General features: G+C 63.1%; 16 protein-coding genes and 1 pseudogene. 9 read left to right on the top strand and 8 right to left on the bottom strand.

Annotated elements, in window-relative coordinates; translation table 11 throughout:
* The 3 genes from BBG20_RS19610 to BBG20_RS19600 form a co-directional block, all read right to left on the bottom strand.
* A partial coding sequence (locus BBG20_RS19610; protein WP_141697304.1) for a UDP-glucose dehydrogenase family protein occupies nucleotides 1–800 on the bottom strand: 800 nt, incomplete at its 3' end.
* A 73-nt stretch (nucleotides 801–873) separates the two neighbouring features.
* Nucleotides 874–3096 (bottom strand): polysaccharide biosynthesis tyrosine autokinase, encoded by a 2223-nt coding sequence (locus tag BBG20_RS19605; RefSeq protein WP_065906179.1) that lies wholly within the window; start codon nucleotides 3094–3096, stop codon nucleotides 874–876.
* A 191-nt stretch (nucleotides 3097–3287) separates the two neighbouring features.
* The gene (locus BBG20_RS19600; protein WP_065906177.1) at nucleotides 3288–3728 is read right to left on the bottom strand and encodes a low molecular weight protein-tyrosine-phosphatase; all 441 of its coding nucleotides are present in this window, start codon (nucleotides 3726–3728) and stop codon (nucleotides 3288–3290) included.
* A gap of 243 nt (nucleotides 3729–3971) precedes the next feature.
* Between BBG20_RS19600 and BBG20_RS19595 the strand changes: the two genes are divergently transcribed.
* Together BBG20_RS19595 and BBG20_RS19590 are read left to right on the top strand one after the other, a co-directional pair.
* Nucleotides 3972–4280, top strand: a complete 309-nt coding sequence (locus tag BBG20_RS19595) for a phosphomannomutase (protein ID WP_226939989.1) — start codon at nucleotides 3972–3974, stop codon at nucleotides 4278–4280.
* Nucleotides 4277–4609, top strand: coding sequence for a hypothetical protein (locus BBG20_RS19590; protein ID WP_065906175.1), 333 nt, complete (start codon nucleotides 4277–4279; stop codon nucleotides 4607–4609). The genes BBG20_RS19595 and BBG20_RS19590 overlap by 4 nt, the downstream gene beginning before the upstream one ends.
* Here the strand turns inward: BBG20_RS19590 and BBG20_RS19585 are convergent.
* From BBG20_RS19585 to BBG20_RS19575, 3 genes and pseudogenes are all read right to left on the bottom strand, one after another.
* Nucleotides 4561–5181: a hypothetical protein gene (locus tag BBG20_RS19585; RefSeq protein ID WP_450091345.1), complete on the bottom strand. Its 621-nt coding sequence runs from the start codon at nucleotides 5179–5181 to the stop codon at nucleotides 4561–4563. The two genes, BBG20_RS19590 and BBG20_RS19585, sit on opposite strands and share 49 nt — an antisense overlap.
* A gap of 84 nt (nucleotides 5182–5265) precedes the next feature.
* A complete protein-coding gene (locus tag BBG20_RS19580) occupies nucleotides 5266–6024 on the bottom strand; it encodes an ABC transporter ATP-binding protein (protein ID WP_065906173.1) in 759 nt (252 codons plus the stop codon).
* A 1-nt stretch (nucleotide 6025) separates the two neighbouring features.
* A pseudogene (locus BBG20_RS19575) lies at nucleotides 6026–6790 on the bottom strand (ABC transporter permease); the annotation flags it as partial.
* A 330-nt stretch (nucleotides 6791–7120) separates the two neighbouring features.
* On the opposite strand from BBG20_RS19575, the gene BBG20_RS19570 reads away from it, so the two are divergent.
* The gene (locus BBG20_RS19570; protein ID WP_065906169.1) at nucleotides 7121–8203 is read left to right on the top strand and encodes an LLM class flavin-dependent oxidoreductase; all 1083 of its coding nucleotides are present in this window, start codon (nucleotides 7121–7123) and stop codon (nucleotides 8201–8203) included.
* Between the two features lie 62 nt (nucleotides 8204–8265).
* Here BBG20_RS19570 and BBG20_RS19565 read toward each other — a convergent pair whose 3' ends face one another.
* Both BBG20_RS19565 and BBG20_RS19560 read right to left on the bottom strand, forming a co-directional pair.
* On the bottom strand, nucleotides 8266–9060 hold the full coding sequence (locus BBG20_RS19565) for a class II aldolase/adducin family protein (RefSeq protein WP_065906167.1): 795 nt from the start codon (nucleotides 9058–9060) through the stop codon (nucleotides 8266–8268).
* 225 nt (nucleotides 9061–9285) lie between these two features.
* Nucleotides 9286–10191, bottom strand: coding sequence for a LysR family transcriptional regulator (locus BBG20_RS19560; RefSeq protein ID WP_065906163.1), 906 nt, complete (start codon nucleotides 10189–10191; stop codon nucleotides 9286–9288).
* 213 nt (nucleotides 10192–10404) lie between these two features.
* On the opposite strand from BBG20_RS19560, the gene BBG20_RS19555 reads away from it, so the two are divergent.
* The 6 genes from BBG20_RS19555 to BBG20_RS19530 all read left to right on the top strand — a co-directional run bounded on the left by BBG20_RS19555 (nucleotide 10405) and on the right by BBG20_RS19530 (nucleotide 18036).
* Nucleotides 10405–11016, top strand: a complete 612-nt coding sequence (locus BBG20_RS19555; RefSeq protein WP_065906162.1) for a cysteine dioxygenase family protein — start codon at nucleotides 10405–10407, stop codon at nucleotides 11014–11016.
* Nucleotides 11013–12596 carry a rhodanese-related sulfurtransferase gene (locus BBG20_RS19550; protein WP_065906161.1) on the top strand — a complete coding sequence of 528 codons (1584 nt, stop codon included), beginning with the start codon at nucleotides 11013–11015 and terminating at the stop codon, nucleotides 12594–12596. Before BBG20_RS19555 ends, BBG20_RS19550 begins: the two co-directional genes overlap by 4 nt.
* A 95-nt stretch (nucleotides 12597–12691) precedes the next feature.
* Nucleotides 12692–13522, top strand: a complete 831-nt coding sequence (locus BBG20_RS19545) for a TauD/TfdA dioxygenase family protein (RefSeq protein ID WP_065906160.1) — start codon at nucleotides 12692–12694, stop codon at nucleotides 13520–13522.
* Between the two features lie 158 nt (nucleotides 13523–13680).
* A complete protein-coding gene (locus BBG20_RS19540; RefSeq protein ID WP_065906156.1) occupies nucleotides 13681–16134 on the top strand; it encodes a TonB-dependent receptor plug domain-containing protein in 2454 nt (817 codons plus the stop codon).
* A 10-nt stretch (nucleotides 16135–16144) separates the two neighbouring features.
* Complete coding sequence (locus BBG20_RS19535) at nucleotides 16145–17674, top strand: FAD-dependent oxidoreductase (RefSeq protein WP_065906154.1); 1530 nt, start codon at nucleotides 16145–16147, stop codon at nucleotides 17672–17674.
* On the top strand, nucleotides 17671–18036 hold the full coding sequence (locus tag BBG20_RS19530; RefSeq protein WP_065906152.1) for a 4Fe-4S dicluster domain-containing protein: 366 nt from the start codon (nucleotides 17671–17673) through the stop codon (nucleotides 18034–18036). The genes BBG20_RS19535 and BBG20_RS19530 overlap by 4 nt, the downstream gene beginning before the upstream one ends.
* Nucleotides 18037–18065 lie beyond the last annotated feature (29 nt).

The raw sequence follows: 18065 nt of genomic DNA, 5'->3' as shown, positions 1-18065 counted from the left end.
CACGACCCGCCATACCCGACGCCGGCATACAGAAAGTGGTAGCCGATGCGCGGATCGGATCCGATGCCCTGGCGCACCATCTCGATATCGGCCCCCAGCCTTTCCGCCAGGTTGGCCATTTCGTTCATGAAACTGATCTTGGTGGCGAGCAGGCAATTGGCGGCGTACTTGGTGAGTTCGGCGCTGCGCACATCCATCACAATGATCTTTTCGTGGTTGCGGTTGAACGGCGCATACAGTTCGCGCATCACTGCTTCGGCATGCCGGCTGGCGGTGCCGATGACAATACGGTCCGGACGTATGCAGTCGGCCACCGCGCAACCTTCCTTGAGAAACTCGGGGTTGGAGACCACGTCGAAGGTCAAGTCGGTACGGTCACGCAAGGCCAGCATGGCGGCCACGCGCGCGCTGACCTTGTCGGCGGTGCCCACCGGCACGGTGGACTTGTCGATGATGGTCAACGGGGCCTGCATGTGCTGGCCGATGGTCTCGGCCACCGTCAGCACGTATTTCAAGTCGGCGGAGCCGTCTTCATCCGGCGGCGTGCCCACCGCGATAAATTGCACTTCACCATGCTTGACCCCGGCGACGGCATCGGTGGTGAAATTCAAGCGGCCCGCCGCGTGGTTTTCCCTGACCAGGGTCTCCAGGCCAGGCTCATAGATCGGGATGTGGCCCTGGTTCAGGCGCTCGACCCGCTGGGCGTCGATATCGACACACAGCACGTCGTGACCGACTTCAGCGAGTACCGCCCCCTGGACCAGGCCCACATAACCGATGCCAAATACTGTTACTTTCATAGCGTTTCTCGTTGAACGTACGGCCAGTGGTAAAGGTGCTGCGCGCAGGGCTTCAAGTGCCGGTGGCCCAGGCTCAAACGCTGTCTGACTTGTATTCGTAGTGGTAGTAGCTGTAGGCGCCGTAGCCGTATTTGGCCGATGAGCGCTTCTCGATACCGTTGAAAATCGCGCCTTTGAGCTCGATGCCGTTTTGCTGGTAGCGGCGCATCGTCAACTCCACCTCGCGCACCGAGTTGAGTTCGAAACGGGCCACGATCAGGTTGGTGCCGGACTGGCGACCGACGATGGTTGCGTCGGTCACCGCCAGAAACGGCGGCGTGTCCAGGATCACCAGGTCATACAGACCACTGACCTGTTCAAGGAACGCGGTGAAATTGGCGTGCATCAACAGTTCCGAAGGGTTCGGCGGTATCTGCCCACGGCTGATGAGGTGGAGGTTTTCCACCGCCGTGGGGTGGATGGCCGTGCTCAGCTCACAGCGCCTGGCCAAGACGTCAGACAAACCATGCTCCGCCGTCACGCCAAAGACCTTGTGCAAGTAGCCCTTGCGCATGTCCACATCGACCAGCAGCACGCGCTGCCCCGAATGCGCGACCACGGCCGCCAGGTTCGCCGAGACGAACGTCTTGCCCACCTGTGGGCTGGGCCCGGAAATCATCAGGCGATTGTTGCCGGCTTCCAGCATGGCGAAATGCAGGCTGGTGCGTAGGCTGCGCAACCCCTCGATGGCAAGGTCGGTCGGGTTGCTGACGGCAAGCAGCTGCGGCGCATCGGCCTTGCGGGTGCGCAGGAGCGTCTGGTCGAAATCCTTCTGGATCGCGCTGAACGGGATGGCCGCGTACACCGGCAGGCCGAGCTTTTCCAGATCGTTGGGGTTGGTGACTCCGCGGTTGAGCGCCTTGCGAAACAGCACCAGGGCAATCGCGACGAAGGCACCCAGCAACGTGGCGATCACCACAATCAGCGCTTTCTGCGGCCGGACGGGATTGCGCAAGTCGACATCGGCGCTGTCGATCAGGCGCACATTGCCCACGGTGCCGGCGCGCATCACATCCAGCTCCTGATACTTGTTCAGCAGTTGGGTGTAGATCTCGGTGCTGACCTTGAGGTCGCGGGTCAGGCTCAGCAGCTCCTGCTGCGTGGTGGGCAGGCTCTCGACCTTCTTGGCCAACTCATCCTGACGTGCGGTCAGCTCGGCCAATTGGGTCAGCAACGCTCGATACACCGGGTGCTGGGGGGTGAACTTTCGTTCTATTTCCGCCTGCTGCATCTTGAGTTCGGAGATGCTCGCGTCCAGCGCGACGATCTGGTCCAGAATCGCCTTGGCTTCCAGGCTGATGTCGATGGTTTTATTGCGGATCTGAAACTGGTTCAGCGCGGTTTCCGCCTGCTCGACGTCCTTGCGCACCTGCGGCAACTGATCCTTGAGGAACGCCAGGCTCTGGGCTGCTTCGGCCGAAGTGCGATCAATGTTCTGTCGCACGTAGATCCGCGCCACTTCATTGAGCACCTGGATCGCGGCCGCCGGGCGCGTGCTTTCCAGCGCCAGGCCGATGATGCCTGACTCCTTGCCCCGCTCCGCCACATCCAGCAGTTTCTGATAGCGCAGGATAGTGGTCAGGCGCGGCGAACGGACCACGCTGAACTGCGTCCCCGGGTTGGCCTGAAGCGCATCGACCTGCAGCCTGATGCCATTGCTCTCATAGAAGCGCCCGACCTGGCCTGCCAGCAACACCTGGTCATCCGGGTCCGTCAGGGTAAAACTCGCGCCCTCGCCGGCCGTCAAGGTCAGCTCCTGGCCAAGCAGTTCAGCGGGCAGCTGCAACCGCGAAAACGTCAACAGCTCACCGCCCCAGCCGAAGCGGTCCAGGCCGAACCAGGGGCTGGCCACGGCACGCGGCTCGGCAGGTTTGAAACGCCGGGCGATAAAATCCCCCACCAACGGAAAGCGCCGGGGCTTGACCTCAAGGTCCAGGTTCAGGTTATCGACGGCGGTACCGATGGTGATTCGCGAACGGATCAGCTCGATTTCGGTCACGGTGGGCGACTCCTTGCCCAACAGACTGCCGACATCCGAAAACCCCAACATGTCGCTCTTTTTCGGCTCGACCTGCACCAGTGCCGTGGCTTGGTAGACAGGTGTCGACAACACGGCATAGGCCACGCCAAGGGCCATGAAGGCGGCACTGATGACACCAATCAGCCATTTATGATCCAGCAGTGTCCCCACCAGCATCATAAAATCCAGATCAGTTTCTTCAGTGTTATGTGACGTTACAGTGGGTGCTGATTGCATAAGTCAGTTCTTTTTTCCTGCAAATAGTCAAGGCATGGCACAGGGTGCAAGACGCCCGGCTCCCTGCACGTTTAACGACTTCACTCAATACACAAACGCTCACTAGTGCCGGATAAAACAACCCAGGCTTATTTAACTAGGCGCTACTCTTTTTAACGGTGATCAATAGCGTTTTATTGCAGTGACCGTGTTCAGCCGACTAACCGCTGCGCCCAAGCCTGGGCGGCTTGTTCGATCAACGCATAGGCATGCACAAATGCCGGTTTGCCCTGGCGATAAGGGTCTTTGATCTCACGGTTCTGCTGCCACTTGCCCAGCAGGAACACCTTGCCCCGCGCTTCGGGCGCAAGGCTCAGCACCCCGTCGATGTGCCGTTGCTCCATGACCAGGATCAAGTCCGCATCACTCACCGCATCGCTGGTCAGCTGGCGCGCCTTGTGCAGGCACGGGCCATGCCCATGTTCTTGCAAAACCTGTGAAGCCGTGGGTTCCAGCGGGTGATCGGACAATGCCGCCAGCCCCGCCGAACTCACTTCAATAGCGGAAGACGCCAGCGCCGTGCGGAGCAGTTTTTCCGCCGTGGGACTGCGACAGATATTGCCGACACACACGATCAAAATCCTATTGAACAAGGCAACCTCTCACGCGCCGCAGAAGATGAATAGTTAAAGGTAAGTGCCTGCGCCCTGAATAAAACAGCAACACAACCTCAACACAGCAGCCAGGCAATTATGAACACAGGCTTTATTATTCGACCATCTCTTGAGGCAGACGAAAAATAACAAGCATTAATCATCCGACAAAATCTAACATTCACTTACTTCCTCGCAACATCATAATAAAGTGCCACCTGAACAGAACGGCGAGGAGCGGCCATGAACACGTCAAAGTTATTGGTAGAACGTATTGGCTTATTCCCCTCTTCGGGAAACATCCATATTGATGTGAATAATTCGACCAGCGTTGTCGCGCGCATGCAGGTGCTCTATGCCAGCAACTCCCTGGACACCGACGAAACCGGCGCCGGGCTGTCGATGGTGTTCGCCGACTGGCGCTTCAAATTGCAGGTCAGCGACGCGTTGTCGGTGTGCCTGTGCGTGGAAAGTCGCGGTGACAGCCAGTTCATGCAGGTAAAAACCGCCGAATTGCTGGCGAATATCTCCGGCACCGAGGAACGGCCATGAGCCTGTGGGGGGATGTGAAACGCGGGTATGCGCTGCGAAAGCTCACGGGAATGTTCGAAGGGTTTGCGGAGCCGGCCTCGCCAGAACAGTACCAGCGCAACACCCAGGCCATCGGGCACTGGCTGGACCAGCTGCACGGCAGCTCCCCGCAGCAGATCACCCAGGCGTTGTTCGGGCAAATGAAGGGCGCGCGCCGTCGACGTGATGCACGACGCTTTCAGGCACAGACGCAATTGCTGGCGTTGATGGTGGACAGCAACCTGGCGCTGGACCTGGCGGCCTACTCAGCCTGCCTGGGCGCTGCGTCCAGGCGCCAGGCAGGCTCCTGATAAGCACGCTCGGCCCCTGACAGCGTCACCGCGACGCGGTTGAGCAACAGTTCGGCGTTGTATTTGGGCATCAGGGCGCAGACCAGCAGCACCGCCAGGCCGGCACCGATGAACGCCGGGGACACCTTGACCTCGGTGGGTTCAATCCGCCACAGAAAGGCAATCGCCGCGACGCCACCCAGCACCGCACCGGCCAGGGCTTCATTGAGCGGATGGATAAAGGGGGCGACGCAGTAGGCACTGAACCAGATCCCCAGCAGCAGGCCCACCAGCGCCGCCGGCCAGCGCAGGGCCGCGCTGAACTGACGTGCCAGCAGGCTTGAGCCCACGGTCAGCATCAGGCAGGTGTTCATGGCGTGGCCACTGAGTACGGCAATGTCCACGTGTTGAAAGGACAAGCCCCAGCCTTTGAACAGCAACTTGCTGAACGCCACGATCGAATACGTGACACCCACCGTCACGATCCAGCCTCGCAGTGCCCACGGGCTGGAATACCGCAGCCACACAGCAATGATGAGGGCAGCCGGAATCATCACGGTAATCCCGCCAAACTGCGCTAGTTCTGCTCGCATCATTGCCCAACCGTTGACGTGCCCGTTTCGGCGCCCATCAGACCTCAGGCCAGGCGAAATTACAACGTTAGGCTCGGTCAGCCTTTACCCATGCGCCACGCGCCGCAGGTTGATCGCCGGCGGACGCGCCGCCGGTGCATCGACTTCCACGCCGAGCAGGTTCAGCAAGCGCGCCCGGATCGCCTGGAAACCGTCCTGGCCGGTGTCCCGCGAACGCGGCAGATCGATGCGCAGTTGCTCGGCGATCTTGCCGTCGGCCAGCACGATCACCCGGTCGGCCAGCAGGATTGCTTCGTCCACATCGTGGGTCACCAGCAGCACCGCCGGTGTGTGCTTGCGCCACAGTTCGATGATCAGGCGGTGCATCTTGATTCGGGTCAGTGCGTCGAGGGCGGCGAAGGGTTCGTCCAGCAGCAACAGCTTGGGTTCGCGCACCAGTCCACGGGCCAGGGCCACGCGCTGGGCTTCGCCGCCGGAGAGGGTCGCCGGGTAGGCCTCAAGGCGATGGGCCAGGCCGACTTCCGTCAAGGCTTGCACCGCCCGCGCCTTGGCTTCGGGAATGCGCAGGCCGAGGATCACGTTTTTCCAGGCGCGCTTCCAAGGCATCAGGCGCGGCTCCTGGAACACCGCCGCCCGCGCCTTGGGCACCCGCAATTGGCCGCTGTCGATACTGTCGAGCCCGGCCAGGCTGCGCAGCAAGGTGGTCTTGCCCGAGCCGCTGGCGCCGAGCAAGGCGACGAATTCGCCGGGGGCGATGTCCAGGTCAAGCCCATCGATGACCCGTTGCTGGCCGAATTGGCGCACCACATTGCGCAACTGCACCGCAGCTTCAATCGTCGACATATCAGTTCCTCACAAAGGATGGGCGCCAGGCCAGGGCGAAACGTTCGAGGGTGCGGATCAGGCCGTCGATCAACAGGCCGAGCACGCTGTAGATCAGCAGGCAGATCACGATGACATCGGTGCGCATGAAATCGCGGGCATCACTGGCGAGGAAGCCGATGCCGGCGGTGGTGTTGATCTGCTCGACAAACACCAGTGCCAGCCACGAGATGCCCAGGGCATAGCGCAAGCCGACAAAAAACGAGGGCAACGAGCCGGGCAAGATCACATGCCAGATCAGCTCGCGACGGTTCAGGCCCAGAGTGTTGGCAGCCTCGATCAACTTGGGGTCGATGTTGCGGATGCCGGCGAACAGGTTGAGGTACACCGGGAAAGTGGTGCCGGTGACGATCAGCGCGATCTTGGTGAACTCACCAATGCCGAACCACAGGATGAACAGCGGCACCAGGGCCAGCGAAGGAATGGTGCGCAGCATCTGCATGGGCGAATCGAGGATCACCTCGCCGCGCTTGGACAAGCCGGTGATCAAGGCCGCCACCACGCCGATGCTGACGCCGATACTCAAGCCGAACAACGCGCGTTGCAGCGACACCAGCAGGTGCTTGCCGAGTTCGCCGGAGACGATCATCGCCCACAGCGTGCCGCCGATCTGCGAAGGCGCGGCGATCACGCGCGTGGGGATCCAGCCCAGCTGCGAGGCCAGCTCCCAGAGCAGCAACAGCACGATCGGGCTGACCAGCCGCAGCACCGCGTCGGGCGTGCGCCAGCCACGGGTCGCTTTCAGCTGACCCTCGGCTTTATTGAGGGAAATCGTCTCGGTCATTGGCCTTCCTGTTCAAAACGTCACGGCCGGGAGCGCCGTTGCGGGTCCATGCTAAGCGCATAAAAAAACCTGGTGAAAGTCTTTCTGGGAATAACCTAATGCAATCAACATGCAAATTACTGATACATCAAATAATTTATGATTCTGTTTTTTAATAATTAGGTTAGAACCAATCGGCATTTTACAGGCCCCTTCCCTGCCCCTACTTTGGACGCGAATAACCGACCCCCTGCCCGGCGGAGGTGCAACCCGCGAACTCGACAAGGACAGACCATGAGCATTGAATTCATCGGCTACATCGGCGGCCACCACGCTTCCGAGATCCACCCGCGCAGCGGCCCGACCCTGCAACCGGACTACGTGGAAACCGTGGCCCGCGCCCACGAAGAGGCCGGCTTCGACCGCGCCCTGGTGGCCTTCCATTCCAATAGCCCGGACAGCACGCTGATCGCCTCGCATGCCGCCAGCGTGACCAAGAAGCTGCAATTTCTGATCGCGCATCGCCCAGGCTTTGCCCAGCCGACCCTGGCCGCCCGCCAGTTCACCACCCTCGACGTATTCAACGGCGGGCGCACCGCCGTGCATATCATCACCGGCGGCGACGACCGCGAACTGCGCGCCGATGGCAGCCATATCGGCAAGGACGAACGCTACGCGCGCACTGACGAATACTTGAGCGTGGTGCGCCAGGAATGGACCAGCGAGCAACCGTTCGACTTCACGGGCACCTACTACCAGGTCGAAGGCGCGTATTCCACGGTGAAGTCGCCGCAACAGCCGCATATCCCGCTGTACTTCGGCGGTTCCTCCCAGGCCGCGATTGAAGTGGCGGGCAAGCATGCCGACGTGTACGCGCTGTGGGGCGAAACCTATGAGCAAGTGCGCGAGATCGTGACCCAGGTACGCGCCGAGGCGGCCAAGCACGGGCGCACCATCCGCTTCAGCCTGTCGTTGCGGCCGATCCTGGCCGAGACCGAGGAACTGGCATGGGCACGTGCCGAGACCATCCTGCAGCAGGCTACCGCGCTGGCCGAGAAGAATGGCTTTGTGCGCCGCGAACCACCGAACGAGGGCTCGCGCCGCTTGCTGGCAGCGGCGGCACAAGGCTCGCGCCTGGACAAGCGTCTGTGGACCGGGATTGCGGGCTTGCTCGGGGCCCAGGGAAATTCGACCTCACTGGTCGGGACCGCCGAGCAAGTCGCCGAGGCGCTGGTGGATTACTACGACTTGGGGATCACCACCTTCCTGATCCGTGGGTTCGATCCGCTCAACGATGCGATCGATTACGGCAAGCGGTTGATCCCGCTCACCCGCCAGCTGATCGCCGAGCGCGAGCAAGCACAACAAGTGGCATAAACACACGCCCTGCAGGCGCAGGCAAGCCAGCCCCTGCCGGGGGGCTGGCGCTTATATGCAGATCAGTTCTTGTAGTCGGTATCGGTGCGTTCCAACTGCCGGATCAGCGCATTCCAATGCCGCGCCACCCCCGGTCCATCCCCCGCCTTGAATGCCTCAGCCTGCTTCTCGACCTTGGCCACCACCTCGGCCGGCGGGAAGATCAACTCTGCGTTGCCCGCCGCCTGCGCCGCGATCTGGATATTGCACGCACGCTCCAGCCCCTGCAGTTGCTGGAAGGCGTGTTCGACGCTGATCCCGGCGGTCAACAGGCCGTGGTTGCGCAGGATCATCACACTCTTGTCACCCAGGTCGGCGACCAGGCGCTCGCGCTCGTCGAGGTCCAGCGCCACGCCTTCGTAGCCGTGGTAAGCCACGCGCCCGGAGAAACCGATGGAATGCTGGGAGATCGGCAGCAGGCCGTCTTTCTGCGCCGACACTGCGATGCCGTCGCGTGTATGCGTGTGCAGCACTGCTTGCAAGTCGTGGCGTGCGCCGTGGATGGCGCTGTGGATCACGTAGCCGGCGTAGTTGATGCCCAGGCCGGTAGGGTCGTCGACGATGGTGCCGTCGAGGTCGACCTTGACCAGGTTGGAGGCGCTGATTTCATCGAACAACAGGCCGAAGGCGTTGATCAGGAAATGCTCCTCCGGTCCCGGTACGCGGGCGGAGAAGTGCGTGTAGATGTGGTCGGTCCACTTGTACAGGGCCGCCAGGCGATAAGCGGCGGCCAGTTTGACGCGCACTTCCCATTCTTCCGGAGTGACGCGCTGGCGAACATTGTTGGAAACGCTGGAGATCGAGGTGACGCTGCTCATGGCAAAACTTCCTGGATGGCCTTAAGGACTTCCAGGCAAGCCTAGGGGATGCAAAAAAATAATAAAAAGCACATTTTAATCTAAGCTAATTATCATATTTTTTTATAACCCAACCAACACCATCTCCCCCTGCCGGAGCCCGGCTTGCCGGCGATGGCGTCCTTGAGCAATGCCCTGGTCTCGAGGGTCTCATCGCCGGCCAGCCGGGCTCCTGCACCGGGCGGGTCAGGCGGCGTTGCGGATCTTGTGCAGGGAATTTGCCACCAGCTTGCCGAACGCATCCACCGGCCCCTGCAGGTTGCCGAGGAAGTGCGGGTAGATCAGCCACAGGTCCATCACCGGCTTGAAGTCCTTGAGCGGCATCACCGCCAGTTGCTCGCGGTGCGCGCTGCGCTCCAGCAGGGGCCGTGGCACCAGGCCCAGGCCGAGGCCGTCCGCCACCAGGCCCAGTTGCAGCTCGGTGCCGAAGGTTTCCAGGTTGACCCGCAAGGCCAGGCCCTGGTCCGACAAAGTGCGCTGCAACCCCGCGCGGAAGCCGCAACCGTCCGGGTTGAGGATCCAGCCGCTCTGGTACACGTCCGCCAGCTTGCAGGGTTTCTTCGGCAGTTGTGCCTTGGCACACACCACCACCAATTCCATCTTGCCGATCGACTCGCCCACTACGTTGTCCGGGAAAATCTTGCCGGCCGGGAACAGCGCCGCCGCGGCGTCCAGCTCACCGCGCTCGATCTTGCCCACCAGCTGGCTGCCCCAGCCGGTGGCGACCTGGGCGCGCAGGTCGGGGTATTCGGTGCGCAGGTGCTTGAGTGCGTCGAGCAGCACCACGTCGCCGATGGTCTGCGGCACGCCCAGGCGCAGCAGGCCGGTGGGCGGTGCGTCGGTGGCGACCAGCTCGCGCAGGGCATCCATCTCGCGCAGGATCAGCCGGCATTGCTCATAGACGCGGGTGCCGATCAGCGTAGGCTTGAGGGGCTTGGTGTTGCGGTCGAACAACTCCACACCCAGTGCCTGCTCGAAGTTCTGCACACGGCGAGTTATGGCCGGCTGGGTCAGTTGCAACGACTCGGCGGCATGGCTGATGGACTGGCAACGAATCACTTCGACAAAGGCATCGATATCGTCAATTTTCATTTGGGCCGCACATAGAGAACAGTCATTAAGATGTGTGCGAAGCATAGTTGCAGGAACGCTGTCTGGATAGCCCGCGCTGCAATCGATAACGTCTAACGCTATTCAGACCGGTTCTAAATTACCTGCAGCTATAAGCTAATCATTAAAAAATAGCATATTAACTATAAACATTATGCTTAGATAAACCCATCAACACCCACCGATGGAATTGTCATGACCCAGGCCCGACACCCCGAGAGACTCAGAGCCTTCATAGGCGCCCTGGCGGAATTGATCGACGGCAATCCACGCGAAGGCGACCTGTTGCACCGTGGCGGCAAACTGCTCGCGCAACTGGTCAGCCATGATGACTGGCTCCCCGATGAATTTGCCCAACCCGACCCCGAGCGCTACCAGCAATTTTTGCTGCATGCCGATTCGCGCCAGCGCTTCAGTATCGTCAGTTTTGTCTGGGGGCCGGGGCAAAGCACGCCGATCCATGACCACCGAGTGTGGGGCCTGATCGGCATGTTGCGCGGCGCGGAATTTTCCCAAGGCTTCGAGCGCGCGCCTGACGGTCGCCTGGTCGCCGAAGGCAAGCCGATCCAGCTGGTGCCGGGCCAGGTCGAGGCGGTGTCGCCCAAGGTCGGCGATATCCATCAGGTCAGCAATGCCCACAGCGACCAGGTGTCCATCAGCATTCATGTGTACGGCGCCAATATCGGTGCCGTGCGCCGCGCGGTGTACCAGCCCGACGGCAGCGAGAAACTGTTTATCTCCGGTTATTCCAACGCCTTCCTCCCGAATATCTGGGATTTGTCCAAAGAAAAGAGCCCTGCCCTATGAGTACCGTATCGACCCGTAGCTTCGCCCGGATTCGCCAGGCCCTGTTGGACCGTGAAGAAGTCGCCCTGGTAGACGTGCGCGAAGAAGCGCCATTTGCCGAGTCCCACCCGCTGTTCGCCGCGAACATCCCGCTGTCCAAGCTGGAGCTGGAGGTGTATTCGCGCATCCCGCGCCGTGACACCCAGGTCACCGTCTACGACAACGGTGAAGGCCTGGCCGCCCGCGCCGCCGAGCGCCTGGTTGCGCTGGGCTACACCCAGGTGAGCCTGCTTGAAGGCGGGCTGGAAGGTTGGCGCCAGGCCGGTGGCGAGCTGTTTATCGACGTCAACGTGCCCAGCAAGGCATTCGGCGAGCTGGTCGAAAGCGAGCGCCACACACCCTCGCTAGCCGCTGAAGAAGTGCAGGCGCTGCTCGATAACCAGGCCGATGTGGTGGTGCTCGACGCCCGCCGCTTCGACGAATACCAGACCATGAGCATCCCCACCGGCATCAGCGTGCCCGGTGCCGAACTGGTACTGCGCGCCCGTGAACTGGCGCCCGACCCGGCCACCCGCATCATCGTCAACTGCGCCGGGCGGACCCGCAGCATTATCGGCACGCAGTCGCTGATCAACGCCGGCGTGGCCAACCCCGTCTCCGCACTGCGCAACGGCACCATCGGCTGGACATTGGCCGGGCAGAAACTCGCCCACGGCCAATCACGCCGCTTTGCACCGACCTCGGAAGAACACCGCCAGGTCGCCGCCGTCGATGCGCGCCGCGTCGCCGACAAGGCCCGCGTTGGCCGGGCCACCCTCGCCGATCTGCACGCCTGGCAGCAGCAAACCGCGCGCACCACCTACCTGTTCGATGTGCGCACCCCGGAAGAATTCGAAGCCGGCCACCTGCCGGGCGCCCGCTCCACCCCCGGCGGCCAGTTGGTGCAGGAAACCGACCACGTCGCCAGTGTGCGCGGTGCGCGCCTGGTGCTGGCGGATGACGACGGCGTGCGTGCCAACATGTCCGCCTCCTGGCTCGCGCAACTGGGCTGGGAAGTGCACGTGCTGGATGACCTGCAAGCGGCGCACTTCAGCGAAAAAGGCGCCTGGGTCGCGCCGGTGCCCGCGCCGCCCCAGGCCGAATTGATCAGCCCGCAGACCCTCGCCGAATGGCAGGCCCACGGCGATACCGTGGTGCTGGACTTCACTGCCAGCGCCAACTACGTGAAGCGCCATATCCCCGGTGCCTGGTGGGCCCTGCGCGCGCAGTTGCCCGAAGCCCTGGCCAAGGTGCCGGCCGCCCAGCGCTATGTACTCACCTGCGGCAGCAGCCAACTGGCGCGCCTGGCGGTGGCCGAGGTCGAGGCCATCACCGGCAAGCAGGTGTTCCTGCTGCAGGACGGCACCGCCGGCTGGATCAACGCGCAACTGCCGCTGGAGGAAGGCGAGACCCACCTGGCCTCGCCGCGCATCGACCGCTATCGCCGTCCATACGAAGGCACCGACAACCCCAAGGAAGCCATGCAGGCTTACCTGGACTGGGAATTCGGCCTGGTCGAGCAACTGGGCCGCGACGGCACCCACGGTTTCTATGTGATCTGATTGACCTGACCCGCCTGCACCCACCCCGGGTGCAGGCCCCCACATCCGACCCCTCTCCAGGCGGAGGCTGAACCCACACACGAGAGGACACCCGCATGACCCTACATATCACCCGCCTGGAACCCACCCTCGGCGCCGAAATCGGCGGTATCGACCTGCGCCAGCCGCTGACCTCGGCGCTGCGCGACGAACTGCGTCACCTGCTGCTCACGCACAAGGTGCTGTTCTTCCGCGACCAGGCTATCAACACCGAACAGCAGATCGCCTTCGCCAAGGAATTCGGCGAGCTGTACGTGCACCCCACCACCCAGCAAAACGACCCGTCGCGCCCCCAGGCCCACCTGATCGAAGCCCAGGACGAGCGCAAGCTCTACGGCCCGCGCACCAGCGGCCGTTGGCACACCGACACCAGCTGGTTGCTGCAACCCACGCTCGGCGCCGTGCTGCGCGCGGTGGACTTGCCGGAAGTCGGCGGCGACACCCTGTGGGCCGACACCGGGGCGGTGTACCGCGCTTTGCCGGATGACCTGCGCGCTGAAATCGACAACCTGCATGTGGTCCACGACTTCAAGAAAGCCCTCGACAAGGTCGGCTACGACTACCCGATCCTCGCCCACCCGCTGGTGCGCACCCACCCGGAAACCGGCGAAGACGGGCTGTTCATCAACTTCTCGCAGAACCCTTCGGTGATCGGCTGGACGCCCCAGCAAAGCAAGCAACTGATCGACCGCCTGCTGCAGGAATTCAACAAGCCGGAGCACCAGGTGCGCTTCAAGTGGCGTCCGGGCTCGGTGGCGTTCTGGGACAACCGCTCGACCCTGCACTACCCGGTCTACAACTACGGCGACTACCCGCGTCGCATGGAGCGGGTGCTGATTGCCTATGACGACATTCCGCATCGGGTCAGAGCCGCTGACGCGGCCTGATCACCCTTTAAAAGTCCCACACAGATTCACTGTGGCAGCGGGCTTGCTCGCGAAGGCGGCGGTTCAGCCAGCTCATGGGTAGCTGACACCACCTTCGCGAGCCAGCCCGCGCCCACACGGGATCTGCGGTGTTCTTTGGTCTCCTGGAATCAGCCCCCATGCCTCCATCCCGCTTTCAATACGGCGCAGTCGCGCTGACCCTGCTCGCCATAAATGTCCCGGCCCAAGCCGAAGACCCGGACAAAACCCTCGGTACCGTGGTGGTCACCGGCAACCGTGGCAATCAGGCGCGGACCATCGCCGACAGCCCCTCGCCCATCGACGTGATCAGTGCCGAACAGCTGCAGGCCAGTGGCAAGGTCGGCCTCAAGGAACTCCTGGCGCGCCTGCTGCCGTCGTTCAACCTGCCGGCGATCAATGGCGGTGGGACGTCGTGGTCGGTGCGCGGAGTGACCATGCGCGGGCTGTCCGGCGACCAGGTGCTGGTCCTGGTCAACGGCAAGCGCCGCCACAACACCGCGCTGATCAACAACCTGGCGCGCATCGGCACGGCGGCGGTACCGGTCAACCTCGACCTGATCCCGGTGTCGGCCATCGACCATATCGAAGTACTGCGCGACGGCGCTTCCGCGCAGTACGGTTCGGACGCAATCGCCGGGGTGATCAATATCATCCTCAAGGAAAACGACAGCGGCGGCAGCGCCGAAACCTCCTTCGGCCGCTACGGTGCGGGCGACGGCGACACCGTGCACCAGACCGTCAACTACGGCCTGGCACTGCCCAACGACGGCTTCGCCAACCTGGCGCTGGACAGCAAGGAACAGGAACCCTTCAACCGCACCGGCAGTGCCACCGGCCGCCTCTACGGCACCGCCGCCGCCCCCGACAGCCGCGACCAGACGGTCAACCGCCACGGCTGGAACCCCAGCTACGGCCTGGGTCGCGAGAAGGTCACCAACGCCAGCTACAACCTTGAACTGCCGCTGCAGGACGACCTCAAGTTCTACTCGTTCTCCACCGCCAGCTACATGGAAACCACCAAGGTCACCGGCAATTATCGCCCCAATGAGATCACCTCCCTGGCCGGCGACCCGAACACGCCCTACCCCGACGGCATCCACGCGCAACGGCGCAACCGCACCAAGGACTTCCAGGTGGCGGGCGGCTTCAAGGGCCTGGTCGGTGGTTGGGACTACGACATCAGTTCCACCTGGGGTGAAGACGATTCGACCCTCAACGCCAACAACACCCTCAACCCATCCCTGGGGCCGACCAGCCCGACCTCGTTCAACCTGGCCTCGCAGATCTTCGACCAGTGGACCAACAACCTCGACCTCAGCCGCACCTTCGATATCGGCCTGAGCCACCCGCTGCAAACCGCATTCGGCTTCGAGTACCGCTGGGAGAAATACCAGATCGAGGCCGGCGACTACGCGTCCTATACGCCCGGCAACTACGTGCTGCCCAGTGGTCCCTTCGCCGGCCAAACACCGTTGCCGGGCCTGGCGTCGTATAACGGCACCAGCACCGCGGATGCCGGCGAGATCAGTCGCAGCAACGTCGCCAGCTATGTCGACCTGGGCCTGGATGTGACGGACCGCTGGTACATCGGCGCCGCCGCCCGCTATGAGCGCTATACCCAGGACATCGGCAGCACGTGGAGCGGCAAGCTGTCGACGCGCTTCAAGCTCACGCCCGAGTTTGCCCTGCGCGGCACGATCAACAACGGGTTCCGGGCGCCGTCGCTGGCACAGACGATCTACGCCTCGTCGACCTTCACCTCCGGCGGCGTGGTCAACGGCCAGCAGGTCTCGGTACCTGTCAAGGTGCTGCCGGTGGACACCCCCGAGGCCCAGGCCCTGGGCGCGGAAAAACTCAAGCCCGAGAAGTCGCTGAACTACAGCCTGGGCTTTACCTACGAGCCGACCGCGAACTACCGGCTGACCACCGACCTGTACCAGATCGGCATTCGCGACCGCATCGTTTCCACCAGTCTGCTGGGCGGGCCGGCGGTGTCGCAGATCCTGGTCGCCAACGGCCTGTCGCCGGGCCTGTACGCGCAGTACTACACCAACGCCGTCGACACCCGCACCCGTGGCATCGACATCATCAACGAATACCGCCAGCAGCTCGACCAGTACGGCCAGGTGCGCTGGAGCCTGGCCTACAACTGGAACCAGACCAAGATCGAAAAACTCCAGGCCACCCCACCCGCGCTGGCCAGCCTGGGCTCCAACTACCAGATCTTCGACCGCCGCCTGCAAAAGGACCTGACCGTCGCCACCCCGCAATCCAAGTTGATCCTGGCGGCCAACTGGAAGGTCAGCGCCTACACCCTCAACCTCGCCCTGACCCGCTTCGGCAGCTACATCGAAGGTGACAACAACCCGATCAACGATCGCAAGTTCAGCGCCAAATGGATCAGCGATGTCGACGCCGCCTACGACATCACCAAGCATTTCACCGTGGCCCTGGGGGCCAACAACCTGTTCAACGTCTATCCGGATAAAAAAGGCATCAAGGACTGGGCCGGCGGGTACGAGTATGGGCAGTTCTCGCCCTTCGGCTTTGGCGGCGCGTATTACTACACGCGCCTGGCGTACAACTTCTGAGGCGCGGGTAATGACTGAATTGAATAGCGATGTATTGATCATCGGCGGCGGGTTGGCGGGCACCTGGGCCGCCATCGCGGCGGCGCGCGAAGGGGCCAGGGTGATCCTCGTCGACAAGGGCTACTGCGGCACCAGCGGCGTGACCGCCACCGCCGGTCCCGGTCACTGGTGGGTGCCGCCCGACGCCCGTGAAGCGGCGATCGACAAACGCCTGGGCACCGCCTATGGCCTTGCCGATGCACGCTGGATGGCCCGCGCCATCGACACCACCTGGACCAGCCTGCCGGGGCTGAGCGGCTACTACGACTTCCCGCAGGACGCACATGGCGTGACCCAGTATCGCGGGCTGCGCGGCCCCGAATACCTGCGCGGCCTCAGGCGGCGCGTGCTGGACAGTGGCGTGACGATTCTCGACCACCACCCTGCGCTGGAACTGCTGCGTGACGATCACGGCGCAGTGGTCGGCGCACGCGGCTGGCGCCGCCAGGCCGGCGGTGACTGGCTGATTCGCGCCGGCGCGGTGGTGCTGGCCACGGGCGGCTGCGCGTTCCTGTCGCGCCTGCTGGGCAACCACACCAACACTGGCGACGGCTACCTGATGGCCGCCGAAGCCGGCGCCGAACTGTCGGGCATGGAGTTTTCCAACTACTACTGCATCGCCGCCGCAGGCAGCAGCATGACCCGCTCGATGGTGTACAGCTTTGGCGAGTATTTCGATGCCGCGGATCGGCCGCTGGGGATTGCCACCGGTCCTGGTTTCACCGAAGACCTGGCCAGGGCGCTGCTCAACGGCCCGGTGTATTGCCGCCTGAACCGCGTGCCGCCGGATATCCGCGCACAACTGCCGAGTATCCAGCCCAACCTGATGCTGCCGTTCGACCGGCGCGGGGTCGACCCTTATCGCCAGCGATTCGCCGTGACCCTGCATCCCGAAGGCACCATTCGCGGCGTCGGCGGTTTACGCCTGGTCGATGACGATTGCCAGACCACCGTGCCCGGCGTCTTCGCTGCCGGGGATGCCGCCAGCCGCGAGCCGATTGCCGGCGCCACCTCCGGCGGCGGCGCGCAGAATTCGGCCTGGGCGCTCTCCACCGGGCAATGGGCCGGTCGCGGCGCCGCGCGGCTGGCCCGCCAAAAAGCGCTGTATCACGGCGCCCTGCGGGGCTTTGACGGCGCGGCAGGCGGCAGTGCCGAACTGATCCAGCGCATCCAGGCCGAAGTCCATCCGCTGGACAAGAACCTGTTCCGCAGCGGCGCCCAACTGGCGCGCTCGCTGCGTGAACTGGACAACATCTGGGACCAGATCAGCGACGGCCCACCCTGCGCCGACAACCCATTGCGCGCCCGCGAAACCGTGGCCATGGCCGCCACCGCGCGTTGGTGCTACACCGCCGCCGCGTTGCGCAAGGAAAGCCGCGGCATGCACCAGCGCAGCGACACACCGCGGCAGCATTCGCAGTTTGACGCACATTTGCGGTTGGCTGGAGTGGGCCAGGTGCAGGCGCGTTTCGACCCCATCCATCAAGGCCAACCACAATGATTGAACTGATCTACTCCGACCTGTGCAACGGCTGTGGCCAATGTGTCGCCGTCTGCCCCACCAACGTGCTTGCCGCCGACGCCCTGGGCAAACCCGTGATTGCCGACCAACTGGCCTGCCAGACCTGCTTCATGTGCGAACTGTATTGCAGCAGCGATGCGCTGTACGTCGACCCCGACTGCGAACAGCTGCGCCACCCCGATCCCGTGGCAGTCCGCGAGGCCGGGCTGCTCGGCCAATACCGCCGCGACTCGGGCTGGGACGAATGGGCCGATGACCCTGCCCACCGCAACGAGCACTGGCGCATGGATGGCATCTTCGCCCTGGCCCGCAGCGCGCCGCCAAATGCAATTAGAGAATAATCAACTCACACATAATCAAATATTTTAAT

This window comes from Pseudomonas aylmerensis (assembly GCF_001702265.1).
GTDB classification, from domain to species: domain Bacteria; phylum Pseudomonadota; class Gammaproteobacteria; order Pseudomonadales; family Pseudomonadaceae; genus Aquipseudomonas; species Aquipseudomonas aylmerensis.
This window is presented reverse-complemented; position numbering and strand designations above follow the sequence as displayed.